The following is a 12479-nucleotide window of genomic DNA, read 5'->3' on the forward strand; positions in this document are numbered from 1 at the left end:
TCACCGCCTTCGCGTGCAGGCACGCACATAGCAGAGCCCCCAGCAGTTGGCTTTTGCGTGTTGCATGATGCGTGTTGCGTCCAGCAGCCGCAGAGCGGCCCAAAAAAAGGGCCTGACGCGTCGCGACAGGCCCTTTCCGGAATGTGGTACAACCGAGTGGATTCGAACCACCGACCCCCACCATGTCAAGGTGGTGCTCTAACCAACTGAGCTACGGTTGTATGTCTGTCAGGCCATCGTAACGCCCTGAAGAGGGTGGCAATTCTATGCAGCTTGCCGGGTCAGGGCAACCCCCCTGCCGCGGGCTTTATGACTTTTTCCGTCGCGAGCCCCAGGCGGTCTCGATCTGCCGGGCCCGGGTGATGGATTCTTCTACCAGATCAGACTGGTGCTCGGCGAATTCGCGGATAATCTCCAGTGCCGAGCGCACATCCCGACGGAAGATGGTTTCCACCAGCGCCTTGAAGAACGACAGGCATTCCTTCACCTCATCCCCCTCCAGGTGCAGCGCCATGAAATAGGCGCGCTGCATGGCAGGCTGCATGTTGATGAGGATGTCCTCCACGAACGGATTACGGGCGTAGGGGTAAGCGTGCTCGAGGAAGCGGAAGCTGAGGGTAAAGAACTCATCCAGATTACGCTCTTCGGCGGCGATCTGCAGTCCATGGACCAGCTCGATAAAAGCATCCAGATCCTCTTCACGCACCACCTTGATGGCCTTGCGGATCACCAGCCCCAGCAGAATCTGCATCACCTCGTAGAGGCTGCGTACGTGGGCCTCCGACATCTCTTTCACCACCGCCCCACGGCGCGGCAGGATGTCGATCAATTGACGCCGCTGCAGAATCAGCAGGGCTTCGCGTACCGAGCCACGGCTGACTTCCAGCTCACCGGCTACCCGCAATTCCTGAATGCGATCGCCGGCCAGCATGTCACCGCGGATGATCTGATCCGCAAGATGCTGGGCAATCTGCTCGGAAAGACTTTCCTTGGCCTTGAAGCTCACCTGACCCCCGGTCCTTGTTGAACAATGCCTTAATGATTGTCCGACTATAGTACAACTGCATTGAAGCACCAAGCCTCGCCAACAAGACGTGACAAATTCCTGCTCGCTGTTTGCCTGTGTGTCAGAACACGACGAAATTGCCAACCAGCGCAAGATCCGCAGGCCGCTACTGGATTTCACCCATGGGCCACGTCAGTATGTTTGCTTAGCCAGAATGGATAACCCATGACACCAGAACTGATTCAGCGACACCCGCGCATTGAAGACTTGTTTGACACCTACTCGGAACGGTTCGGGCGCCACCAAACCGCTTACCGTCACCACATCTACCGGGTCGTCAATCTGGTCGCCTCCCAGCGGCTGCTTAGCGAAGAAGAGCTGGATCAGGTGGCCATTGCCGGTTTTTTCCATGATGCCGGCATCTGGCTGGCCGGCACCTTTGATTATCTCGATCCCTCTGCCCGACTGGCCGCACATTATCTGGAAGAACAAGGACTGGAGGCCTGGGGGCCACTGATCGAAGCCATGATCCTCAATCATCACAAGGTCACCCGCTACAGCAGCGACTCCCTGTCGCTAGCGGAGATGTTTCGGCGCGCCGACTGGATTGATGTCAGCCTTGGCGTGCTCCGCTTTGGCCTTCCTGCCGCCCGCATCCGCCGTATCAAGGAAGCCTTCCCCAATGCAGGCTTCCATACCCTGCTGCTCAAGCTGGGCGGCCAGCAACTGCTGAGCCAACCCTGGCGTCCTCTCCCCATGCTGCGCCGCTAACCCGCCTTTGCGTGGTCTCCTGCAGCAGCAAAAAGTTACTCACAGTATCTGTGGATAACTCTGTGCATAGACTGTCAGGAATCGCTCCCAGCATAGACGATACCTGTGATGGCATTAAAATGATGAAAAAATGTCCATACGGTTAAATACATTAAATATCAATAAGTTAGACACCAACAACGACAAATCAAGGAGTTAGCGCATATCACTAGAAGTGATGTGAAAAAGCGTTTCCAGACTGTGCAAAAGTCGTGCTCGGATACAGGGCATCGGGCCATTATCGAGCAACAAAGAGATCACCGGGGACAAAAGGCGAAAGGATCAAGCCGCCATTGGCTGCGAAAGGGAGGAGAAACCAGAGCGAAAATAGCGCACCTCTCTGGCGGGACAACCAGCCCCACCGAAGAGAGAAAATTTGGCTCATCGCGGATTAGCGGTAAAACGGGGTGGTCTGAAGTCTGACCCGAAAGGCAGCAAACCGCTGGCCACCCCATGCACAAGCGAAATTTACCTGCCGAGGCGGTAACTGTAACTCACACCGAGTACCACCACCGGCTCTACGTCCAGCTGGTTCTGCTCCCGCTCTTCTTCAGAGTCACAGCGGAACGCCGGCTCATAGTCAGCACAGTCCAGTGATTCCAGGGCTCCCACGGCGGCACTGACGGTCCAGCGAGAATAGGGCTTGACCCATTGATGGCCGATTTCGAACCCGGCCCCAAGGCGCTCATAATGGTTTTCCCCGCCCAGGTCTCCAGCCATCAGGCCGGTGAAAAAGCCGCTCTCGTCCATCATCCCGCGCTCCATTTTATGGCGCCAACCGGCCACCCAGCGCAGGTCTTCGGTATCCAGACCCGAGGAATCCACATAATAGGCAGGCAGGGCATAGAAGCTGTTCTGGGTGGTAGCCCACTCCAGATTGACGCCCACCAGACCATTCACATAGCCGATACCTATCATCGGATCATCTGCATGGGCAGTGAACGGCAGCAAGGCAAAGAGAGAAACAAGCCAGCGACGCATGGCGAACTCCGGTTTTTTTGTTGTTATCGGGGCGTCCGGAAGGGCGCAAACAATATTTTTCACAGCCCCCGGACTATTACAAGCGCTCTCGCGCCCGCCCCCGCGTCTCGCCGGTAGTTACAGCGGGATCTTGTCGATGCTGTCAGCACTGGTATCGATGGCACCATCCACCTTTTCCAGGGCTTCATCGGCAGCGTTGCCAGCCACCGGAATGATGGACAGGGCTGCGCCCACCACGGAGCCCGCAGCACCCACAAGGCGCATGGGAGTCGTGACGACCTTGGTCAGGAAGCAGCCACTCAGTACAACGGACAGCATGGCCACAGCGGCCAGACGAATCATGGTTTTCATAGTGTTCCCCTTATTATTATTGCCCCTTGCGGGGCATTTCTGGCGTCGCCCCGCCCTCAGTATTCGAAGGTCATCCCCAGGCGACGGCCCACTTCTTCATAGGCTTCAACCACACCGCCAAGACCTTGACGGAAGCGGTCCTTGTCCAGTTTTTCGCGGGTTTCCTTGTCCCACAGGCGGCAGCCATCCGGGCTGAATTCATCGCCCAGCAGCACTTCCCCATTAAACACGCCAAATTCCAGTTTGTAATCCACCAGCAGCATACCGCCGTCCAGGAACAACTGCTTGAGCACATCGTTCACCTTGAAGGTCAGCGCCTTCATTTCGGCAACCTGCTCGTCACTGGCCCAGCCAAAGCTGCGGATGTGGTAGTCGTTGACCATGGGATCGCCCAGATCATCATTCTTGAGGAAGAATTCAAAGGTGGGCGGCGTCAGGTCCAGACCCTCTTCCACACCCAGGCGGCGACAGATGGAACCGGCGGAGATATTACGCACCACGCACTCCACCGGAATCATGTCCAGTTTCTTCACCAGGGACTCGGTGGGAGACAGCATCTTGTCAAAGTGACAGGGAATGCCGGCAGCCTTGAGCTTTTCCATAATGGCGGCATTGAACTGGTTGTTCACCGCGCCCTTACGCGCCAGGGCTTCTTTCTTCTTGCCGTCAAAGGCAGAGGTGTCATCACGAAACACCATTACCAGCTTGTCTGCATCATCAGTGGTGTAGACAGACTTGGCTTTGCCAGCATACAACTCGTCGCGTTTTTCCATGGAAAGACCTATTACCTGGGTCAGTTTCTAATGTATCTGCAGCCAGTCGAACCCTTCGGTCTGACTGGCCACACCAATTCGTTCACGACCACAGGTCATCACCTGCTCGATGGCGTCCTGCGCCAACAGGGTCGTATTGTTCTGTTCACTAAGGTGAGACAGGACAAGATGTTGCAGGCGATCCACATTGGTCTGGCGCAACAGCGCCGCCGCCTGATCATTGCTCAGATGCCCTAACATACCACCCACCCGGCGTTTCAATGAAACCGGGTAGGGCCCGCCTTCCAGCATCCGGCGGTCGTGATTGCACTCCAGCACCAGTGCATCGCATTCTCCGTAGGCGTCCACCACGTGGGGTGTGATCGAGCCCAGATCGGTGAGCACTCCGGCGGTACGTCCCTGCCAGGAGAAGCGGTACTGGCAAGGCTCGCGGGCATCGTGGGGAACCAGTACCGGCAGGACTTCCAGCGCCCCTACCTGAAACTCGCGCCCCGGACGAACCTCCTGCCAGTTGGCGTTGCGGAACCCGGCTGGCTTGTCCCTGACTGCACAGGCCGTGCCAAAGGTGCTGTAGACAGGGCAGCCGGTCTTGCGAGCCAGCGCCCCGGCACCGCGCACATGATCACCGTGTTCATGGGTCACCAGAATGGCACTGAGGCTGTCTGCCGGCAGCCCGCGCCGAGCCAGCCGGGCCAGGGTTTCCTTGACGGTAAACCCGCAGTCCACCAACACCAGGGTGTCATCGGCCTGAACCAGGGTGGCATTGCCCTTGCTGCCGCTGCCCAGCGAGGCAAGACGCATCAAGGCTATTCCAGCTCTTCGTAGATGCGTTCGAGAATCGCCAGTCCCGGCGTTTTCTCCACCAGCGCCGTGCCCTTCTCATTGAGCACCGCCACCTGGATACCGTTGGTGGTATGACTGAGCTTGAGCTGGGCTTCGCGGGCACCCAGCTCGTAGCGCGACGGCACCTTCAGGTAAAAAACACCGATTTCACGATCCCGGTCCGACACCTTCAGATCGGTTTCCTTGAGGGCATCGCCAATGTATTCCCATGCCCAGGCATAGCGGGTGGACATCATCAGAATCGGGTACCCATTACCATCCCGGGCCAGAATCGCCCGCGACGACTCGCCTTCCGGTACCGGCACATCCTCGGCATCTTCAGGCTCGTTGCCCAGTACCACCAGTTCCGGCGGCTTGGGCGGCACGTATTTCTTTTCGTCCGGCTGCTTGCCGATCAGGCGGTCTTCCTGGCGAGGAATCGCATATAGCGCCTGCTCACCCATGAACACCCCACCCTCAGGCACTTCAATCGGGTCGGTCAGCGCCGCATCCCGATAATCCAGACTGCTGTTGGGCAGCCAGCTACAACCACTGACCAGCGCCAGTAATGCCAGACTGCCCGGTAAACGCCCCTTCATGAACGAAAAGCGTCGCAAAGAGGTCGTTTCCGCTTGCTTCATTTAGCCTCCAGAAGCCCACACTGACGCAGGGTATCGCGTAGCCGGGGCTGGGCCGCTTCCGACAGCGACACCAGCGGCAGCCGGATACCCGCGTCAATCAGGCCCATTTCATACAATGCCCATTTCACCGGAATCGGATTCGCTTCAATAAACAGATCCCGATGCAGGGGCTCAAGTTCCGCATTCAGTTCACGCGCCTTGTCGGCATCACCGGCCAACGCAGCTTCACACATGGCAGCCATCTTGGCCGGTGCCACATTGGCGGTCACCGAGATATCACCGTGGCCACCGGCGAGGATGAAATCACAGGCGGTGGCATCATCACCGGAGTAAAGCATGAAGTCGTCACCGCAGCGCTCACGGATCTCACGGGCGCGCTCCAGATTACCAGTGGCTTCCTTGATACCGATGATGTTCGGCACCTTGCTGAGACGTTCCACGGTTTCCGGCAGCATGTCACAGGCCGTGCGGCCCGGGACGTTGTAGAGGATCTGCGGGATGTCCACGGCCCGGGCAATCGCAAGATAATGCTGATAGAGGCCTTCCTGGGGCGGCTTGTTGTAGTAAGGCGTGACCAGCAGGCAGGCATCCGCGCCGTCACGCTTGGCGTCACGGGTCAGGCGAATGGCTTCTTCAGTGTTGTTGGCGCCGGTACCGGCAATCACCGGGATACGGCCCTTGGCGATGGCAACCACTTCGCGAATCACACTGTCGTGCTCTTCGAAGCCGAGGGTTGCGGACTCACCAGTGGTACCCACCGCCACGATGGCGTGAGTGCCCTGATCCACATGCCAGTTCACCAGCGAGCGTAAATGCTCCCAGTCGACTGAACCGTCCTCTCGCATGGGGGTAACCAGCGCTACAATGCTGCCGCGAATCATGCCTGTCTCCTGTTGGCCGCAAAACCAGTGCCCATAAGTCAGGGCTCTGGGTACCGGACCCTGCCTAAATGGTGAAGGGCGCTATGGTAAACTCCGACAGGGCTGGACGCCAGATGTGCCGTAGAAAGGCGACATGTGGTGCCCCCATTACCGCCGTGCACAATCCCGTCAGCCGCACTACACTCGTGTTCCAGCCAAAACCAATATACAGAACAAGGCCCGCATGCAGGCCACTGGAAACAGGATGTCAGGGAGAGTCATATGGAACAGCTGATCGTTATTTCTGCACTGGGGTCCGACCGCCCCGGTATTGTCGAGTCACTGTCCCGGGCGGTACTGGAACGCCAGGGCAATATTCTTGATTCCCGCATGACCGTGCTGGGTGGTGAATTCGCCGTACTGATGCTGGTTTCAGGCGGCGAAGGCACCCTGGCGCAGCTGGAAGCGGACCAGGCCAGCCTGAGTCAGGAACTGGACCTGCTGATCACCCTCAAACGCACCCAGCGACCGGATCAGCGACCGGCGTCGCTGCCCTACGAAGTGGAAGTGGTGGCCATGGACAACCCCGGCATTGTTCATGAAATCGCCAACTTCTTCTCTTCTCGCAGCATCAATATTGATGACTTGCACACCGGGACCTACGCTGCCCCTCACACCGGCACCCCCATGTTCAGCCTTCACCTGGTACTGAGCATGAGCGCGGAACAATCGGTGGCCCAGCTGCGGGATGCCTTCCTGGATTTCTGTGAGGCCCGCAACCTGGACGCCACCATGAGCCCGAAGCGGTAACAGCCGCATCAGGCATCACGCAAAAACATCAACACGAGAGCATTGAACCGATATGGCACATCCCAAGATTGGCAACCTGGCCCCCAACTTCAAACTGCCGGACCAGGACGGCAACCTGGTGGAACTGAAATCCTTCAAGGGCAAGAACCCGGTGGTGATTTTCTTCTACCCCAAGGCGCTGACTCCCGGGTGCACTACCCAGGCCTGCGGCATCCGCGACACCAAAGCCGAACTGGAAAAGCGTGGCGTGGTGGTGTTCGGCATCAGCCCGGATCCGGTGGCTCGCCTGCCCAAGTTCATCGAAAAGCACGACCTGAACTTCAGCCTGCTTTCCGATGAAGATCATGCGGTGGCGGAAAAGTACGGTTGCTGGGGTATGAAGAAATTCATGGGCAAGGAATTCATGGGCCTGATCCGCACCAGCTTCATTGTTGGCAAGGACGGCAAGCTGGTGAAGGTCATGGACAAGTTCAAGACCAAGACTCACCACGAAGACCTGCTCGCCGAGCTGGATGCGCTGGGGATCTAGGGACAAAGGCGTTTTCAACAGAGAGCACACAGAGGCACAGCAGAGGCACAGAGAGACGCCATGGTTCTATCTCAGTGAACTCTGTGACCTCTGTGGTTAACAGGGCTTCTGGGGTTGCCCCTCAGGCAGGCTCGTCGTCCTCTGCCGCGGCGTACTCATCGTGACTTGGCCAGGCGTTCATCACTGCCTTGATCAGGGTCGCCAGCGGAATCGCGAAGAACACACCCCACAAGCCCCATAGCCCCCCAAACAGCAGTATCGCAGTGATGATCGCCACCGGGTGCAGATTCACCGCCTCAGAGAACAGCAACGGCACCAGCAGGTTGCCATCGATGAACTGGATCACCCCGTAGACCACCATCACCAGGGCAAAATCGCCACTCCAGCCAAACTGCACATAGGCCACTGCTGCCACCGGCAGGGTGACCACCGTGGCGCCGATATAGGGAACCACCACGGATAGCCCCACCAGCACACTCAGCAGCACGGCATAGTTCAGCCCGAACAGCATGAACGCCACGAAGGTGGCGCTCCCCACCAGCAGGATCTCGATAGCCTTGCCGCGCACATAATTGGCAATCTGGCCGTCCATTTCCTGCCACACATGAGACAGCACCCGGCGCCGGTTCGGCAGAAAACGGATCAGCCAACCGACAATGTCATCCTTGTCCTTGAGGAAAAAGAACACCAGCAGCGGCAGCAGCACCAGAAACACCATCACTTCCACCAGGCTGGGAATCGAAGACAGGGAAAGCGTGAGCACGCCCTGCCCCACTTCTGCCACTTCCCTCTGGATCACTGCAACGATGGAATCAACCTGCTCGATGGATACCATCTCGGGATACCGCTGGGGTAGTTCGCGCAACCAGGCTTCACCACTTTTCAGGACATAGGGTAACTGGTCCCGGACCAGCAGCACCGTCTGTTTCCAGACCAGCGGCAGCAACACCACCAGCGTCGCAATCAACGCCCCGAGGAACAGGGCGAACACCAGGCTTACCGCCAGCATTCGCCGCATGCCGCGGCGCTCCAGTGCTGACACCAGGCCCTGCATCAGGTAGGCGATCACCATGGCGGCCAGCACCGGCGCGAGCATGCCACCAAAAAAGGCGATGATCAGGCCAACAGACAGCAGCACCACCAACAGGTAGACCGCCTCCTCGTCCGAAAAGTACTGGTCTACCCAGTGCTTGAGAATTCTTACCATCAGCTCTCCCTTTCTCCGCGGCGTATCAGGAATCTCCAGCGCGCGGGTTGTTCGTCACAGCGAACCAGTTGGTGGCATGACTGTCTCAAATAGGCGGGAATATCCCGCGCTGATGAGGCGTCAGTGGCGATCACTTCAAGAACCTGTCCGGGTTTCAGGTGTCTGAGAGCCTGACGGGTCTTGAGCAGTGGCATCGGACACTGCAATTCAGAAGCGTCTATTTGAAGATCAATTAACGGGTCAGTCATGCACAGGGTTTCATTGATTGTCTGCCTGACGGCATTATAGTCACATGCCTGCCCATTCGACATGGAGTCCTGATTGAAGTTTCTGCAACGAGTTTGTCTGCTGCTGTGCTGCCTGGTTGCCAGCCCCATCAGCGCCAATGACGATCTCCCGGTGCTGGGTGATCCGACAGCAGCACTGATGTCCGCCGATCAGGAATACCGCCTGGGCCGTGCGTGGTTGCGGCAACTACGCGGGCAAACGTCCATCATGTCAGACCCACTGATTCAGGAATACGTGGAAAGCCTGGTCTACCAGCTGGCCTCATTCAGCGACCTGAAACAGCCTGATCTGGACATCGTGGTAATCAACAGTCGCCAGATTAACGCCTTTGCGGTACCCGGCGGAGTGATCGGCCTGAATGCGGGCCTGTTCCTCAATGCGGAAGATGAAGCCGAAGTGGGCGGTGTGGTAGCTCATGAAATTGCCCACGTCAGTCAGCGTCATTTCGCTCGCCGCTATCTTGATTCGAAGAAAATGAATACCGCCGTTCTGGCGGCCATGCTCGCCAGTCTGGCGGTGGCAATCGCCGGCGAAGGCGAAGCAGGCATGGCCGGCATGGCCGCGACCCAGGCCGCCGCCATCCACAGCCAGCTGGCCTATTCACGCCAGAATGAACGGGAAGCGGACCGGGTAGGCATGCAGACCCTCGCTGCCGCCGGCATGGACCCGGATGCCATGCCACGCTTCTTTGAACGCATGCACAACGAGCAGCAGTTCTCCGGTGATCCTCCGGAGTTTCTGCTCACTCACCCGGTCACGGAAAGCCGGATTGCCGACAGTCGCGCCCGGGCCCGTACCCTCCCCTCGCCGCCCATGTCCGTATCGGCACACTATCTGCTGGTTCAGGCCCGCCTCCGCGCCTCCTTTATCCAGGGCGATGATCAGGCCATCGCCTACTTCGAACGTTATAGCAACGAGCGCAGTGCCCTGGCCCTGCAAGCCGCCCGTTACGGGCTGGCCCTAAGCCACCTGCGCGCCAATCATTACGATCAGGCCCGTACCCTGATGGAGCAATTGGCCAGCCTCTACCCTGATGAACTTTGGTTCCGGCTGGGACTGGCCGAAATTGCCGTCGACGCAGCACAGTACGAGACCGCCATAAAGGAAGCACAACGAGTGCTGCGGGTATCTCCGGACGACTATGCGGCGTCCATCCTTCTCAGCAAGGCCTATCTGCGCAGCAAGCAACCCGGACAGGCGCTTCCGGTACTCAAGCCTCTGCTCAACAAACGCCCCACCGACCCTTACATCTGGGACCTGGCTGCCGATGCCTACGGTAATGGTGGCGATCGGGTACGTGCCCTCCATGCCCGGGCGGAAAGTCATTTCCTGCGCGGTAATGCCGGCAAGGCGCTGCAGCAAATGGAGTATGCCCTTCAGGATGCCGAGGATGACTTTGCCCTCTACAGCAAACTCAGCGGACGTATGAAGGAAATGCAACGACTGTCGGAAGAACAGTTCTGATTGGGGATGCTGTACGCAGGATGCCTGACGCCTGATGCTGGAAAAGAATGCATTCCTTGAGGCAGATCGGAGCTTTAAAGGCTGCTCTCCCCTGACAGGCTCAAATACTGAACAAACCAGAGTGCTGACTGACTTTGTCCAGAAATTGGCGGAGGAAGCACGGGCATCCGCTGCAACCCGGTGTGTTGATTTTATCGTCAGGCATCTAGCGGCCGATGTGCTGGATTAGCGCGGGGACATTCTTCCCATCACAACCCTTCCCGCAATTCCGCGATGAGCCTAAAAAAACAGATCATTCTTCTTCCCGCACATCCAGCGCGGCGAAGCTCTGCTCCGCATCGAAGCCGCGGCTTTGCAAAAAGCGCAGTTGTCGGGCTTTTTCTTTCTGATCCTGAGGGTAAGCCCGAAAACGACGGGCGCGGGTTTCCCGGGCCAGGGCAAACCAGTCGATGCAGCCATCCTCACCGGCTTCGCTGATGGCCGTTTCTATAAGCTCCCGGTCCACTCCTTTCAGCTGCATTTCCTGACGGATACGCAGCGGCCCATGGCCACGCTCGATCCTTGAGCGCACAAAAAAACCGGCGAAGCGCCGGTCATCGATAAAGCCATGTTCCTCACACCACTCAATCACCGCTGCCAGCGCCGGATGATCACCCACCTTGCTGCGCAGCTTGGTTTCCAGCTCGCGGCGGGCATGATCCCGGCGCGCCAGCAGGCTGACAGCCCGCTGACGCAGCTCGGATTCGGTGAGCGGTTTATTCATCGCCCAGCGCAGCTTCCTCTTCCGCCTCTACCGGTGCATCACCGGGTACCGCCAGCAGCCGAGCGCGGATTTCTGTCTCGATTTCCTGGGCAATAGCCGGGTTTTCACGCAGGTACTCACAGGCGTTCTGCTTGCCCTGGCCAATCTTGTCACCCTTGTAGGCATACCAGGCACCGGACTTGTCCACCAGGCCCTGTTGTACACCCAGGTCCAGCACTTCACCCAACTGATTGATACCCTGGCCGTAAAGAATCTGGAATTCGGCCTGACGGAACGGCGGCGACACCTTGTTCTTCACCACCTTCACCCGGGTTTCGTTACCGGTCACTTCATCGCCCTGCTTCACCGCGCCGATACGACGGATATCCAGACGCACGGAGGAATAGAACTTGAGGGCGTTACCACCGGTGGTGGTTTCCGGGTTGCCGAACATCACACCGATCTTCATGCGGATCTGGTTGATGAACACCACCAGGCAGTTGGCATTTTTCACGTTACCGGTGATTTTACGCAGCGCCTGGCTCATCAGACGGGCCTGCAGACCCACGTGGGCATCACCCATCTCGCCTTCGATTTCCGCTTTCGGCACCAGCGCCGCCACGGAGTCGACAATGATCACGTCCACCGCGCCGGAGCGTACCAGCATGTCGGTGATTTCCAGGGCCTGTTCACCGGTGTCCGGCTGGGACACGATCAGGTCGTCCACGTTCACGCCCAGCTTCTCGGCGTAGTCCGGGTCCAGCGCGTGCTCCGCATCCACGAAGGCACAGGTGGCGCCTTTCTTCTGGGCTTCAGCAATGACGCTCAGGGTCAGGGTGGTCTTGCCTGAGGATTCCGGACCGTAGATTTCCACGATGCGGCCTTTCGGCAAACCGCCAATACCCAGTGCGATGTCCAGCCCCAGGGAGCCGGTAGAAATCGCCGGGATGCGCTCACGCTTCTGGTCGCCCATGCGCATCACAGAACCTTTACCAAACTGACGTTCAATCTGGGACAGTGCGGCGGACAACGCCTTGGATTTATCGCTCATTGTGACCCCTCTCCTTTATCGGCGTGACAGTCATTGCATCGCCGGTATCTGTGTCGCCAGACTGGCCTTTCAGGCAGCACTGACAATATGGACAGTATTATGAACAGGTATTCCTGTCCTTTGCAACCCTGTTTGTCTGATCGC

The 12479-nt window shown here is 58.2% G+C and carries 15 protein-coding genes and 1 tRNA gene; 4 read left to right on the forward strand and 12 right to left on the reverse strand.

The genetic code is table 11. The features are described 5' to 3' along the window. Positions 1 to 144: 144 nt before the first annotated feature. Positions 145 to 221 (reverse strand) — tRNA-Val (locus MWU49_RS05140). An 86-nt stretch (positions 222 to 307) separates the two neighbouring features. Beyond that, positions 308 to 1006 (reverse strand): GntR family transcriptional regulator, encoded by a 699-nt coding sequence (locus MWU49_RS05145; RefSeq protein ID WP_246969000.1) that lies wholly within the window; start codon positions 1004 to 1006, stop codon positions 308 to 310. Between the two features lie 225 nt (positions 1007 to 1231). On the opposite strand from MWU49_RS05145, the gene MWU49_RS05150 reads away from it, so the two are divergent. Then, positions 1232 to 1777: a hypothetical protein gene (locus tag MWU49_RS05150; protein WP_246969002.1), complete on the forward strand. Its 546-nt coding sequence runs from the start codon at positions 1232 to 1234 to the stop codon at positions 1775 to 1777. Positions 1778 to 2284: 507 nt separating this feature from the next. Here the strand turns inward: MWU49_RS05150 and MWU49_RS05155 are convergent. The 6 genes from MWU49_RS05155 to dapA all read right to left on the reverse strand — a co-directional run bounded on the left by MWU49_RS05155 (position 2285) and on the right by dapA (position 6265). Next, a complete protein-coding gene (locus tag MWU49_RS05155; protein WP_246969004.1) occupies positions 2285 to 2797 on the reverse strand; it encodes a hypothetical protein in 513 nt (170 codons plus the stop codon). A 117-nt stretch (positions 2798 to 2914) separates the two neighbouring features. After that, a complete protein-coding gene (locus MWU49_RS05160) occupies positions 2915 to 3148 on the reverse strand; it encodes a DUF6726 family protein (protein WP_246969006.1) in 234 nt (77 codons plus the stop codon). Positions 3149 to 3204: 56 nt separating this feature from the next. Continuing rightward, on the reverse strand, positions 3205 to 3921 hold the full coding sequence (gene purC, locus MWU49_RS05165; protein WP_246969008.1) for a phosphoribosylaminoimidazolesuccinocarboxamide synthase: 717 nt from the start codon (positions 3919 to 3921) through the stop codon (positions 3205 to 3207). Positions 3922 to 3948: 27 nt separating this feature from the next. Continuing rightward, positions 3949 to 4722 carry an MBL fold metallo-hydrolase gene (locus MWU49_RS05170; protein WP_246970721.1) on the reverse strand — a complete coding sequence of 258 codons (774 nt, stop codon included), beginning with the start codon at positions 4720 to 4722 and terminating at the stop codon, positions 3949 to 3951. Positions 4723 to 4727: 5 nt separating this feature from the next. Beyond that, positions 4728 to 5384: an outer membrane protein assembly factor BamC gene (bamC, locus tag MWU49_RS05175; protein WP_246969010.1), complete on the reverse strand. Its 657-nt coding sequence runs from the start codon at positions 5382 to 5384 to the stop codon at positions 4728 to 4730. Then, positions 5381 to 6265: a 4-hydroxy-tetrahydrodipicolinate synthase gene (gene dapA / locus MWU49_RS05180; RefSeq protein WP_246969013.1), complete on the reverse strand. Its 885-nt coding sequence runs from the start codon at positions 6263 to 6265 to the stop codon at positions 5381 to 5383. Before dapA ends, bamC begins: the two co-directional genes overlap by 4 nt. Positions 6266 to 6526: 261 nt before the next feature. On the opposite strand from dapA, the gene MWU49_RS05185 reads away from it, so the two are divergent. Beyond that, on the forward strand, positions 6527 to 7054 hold the full coding sequence (locus tag MWU49_RS05185; RefSeq protein WP_246969016.1) for an ACT domain-containing protein: 528 nt from the start codon (positions 6527 to 6529) through the stop codon (positions 7052 to 7054). A gap of 52 nt (positions 7055 to 7106) precedes the next feature. Then, positions 7107 to 7583 (forward strand): thioredoxin-dependent thiol peroxidase, encoded by a 477-nt coding sequence (gene bcp, locus MWU49_RS05190; protein ID WP_246969019.1) that lies wholly within the window; start codon positions 7107 to 7109, stop codon positions 7581 to 7583. A gap of 121 nt (positions 7584 to 7704) precedes the next feature. Here the strand turns inward: bcp and MWU49_RS05195 are convergent, their stop codons facing one another. Then, on the reverse strand, positions 7705 to 8790 hold the full coding sequence (locus MWU49_RS05195; RefSeq protein ID WP_246969022.1) for an AI-2E family transporter: 1086 nt from the start codon (positions 8788 to 8790) through the stop codon (positions 7705 to 7707). Further along, entirely contained in the window at positions 8790 to 9167 is a 378-nt protein-coding gene (locus MWU49_RS05200) for a sulfurtransferase TusA family protein (RefSeq protein ID WP_348646698.1), read from the reverse strand. The genes MWU49_RS05195 and MWU49_RS05200 overlap by 1 nt, the downstream gene beginning before the upstream one ends. Here MWU49_RS05200 and MWU49_RS05205 point away from each other — a divergent pair. Further along, positions 9112 to 10542: a M48 family metalloprotease gene (locus tag MWU49_RS05205; RefSeq protein WP_246969025.1), complete on the forward strand. Its 1431-nt coding sequence runs from the start codon at positions 9112 to 9114 to the stop codon at positions 10540 to 10542. The genes MWU49_RS05200 and MWU49_RS05205 overlap by 56 nt on opposite strands. Before the next feature lie 292 nt (positions 10543 to 10834). Here MWU49_RS05205 and MWU49_RS05210 read toward each other — a convergent pair whose 3' ends face one another. Continuing rightward, on the reverse strand, positions 10835 to 11305 hold the full coding sequence (locus MWU49_RS05210; protein ID WP_246969028.1) for a regulatory protein RecX: 471 nt from the start codon (positions 11303 to 11305) through the stop codon (positions 10835 to 10837). After that, positions 11298 to 12335: a recombinase RecA gene (gene recA / locus MWU49_RS05215; protein ID WP_246969031.1), complete on the reverse strand. Its 1038-nt coding sequence runs from the start codon at positions 12333 to 12335 to the stop codon at positions 11298 to 11300. Before recA ends, MWU49_RS05210 begins: the two co-directional genes overlap by 8 nt. Positions 12336 to 12479: the final 144 nt, after the last annotated feature.

Origin of the sequence: Alcanivorax sp. S6407 (assembly GCF_023016115.1) — a bacterium.
Classification (GTDB): Bacteria; Pseudomonadota; Gammaproteobacteria; order Pseudomonadales; family Alcanivoracaceae; genus Alcanivorax.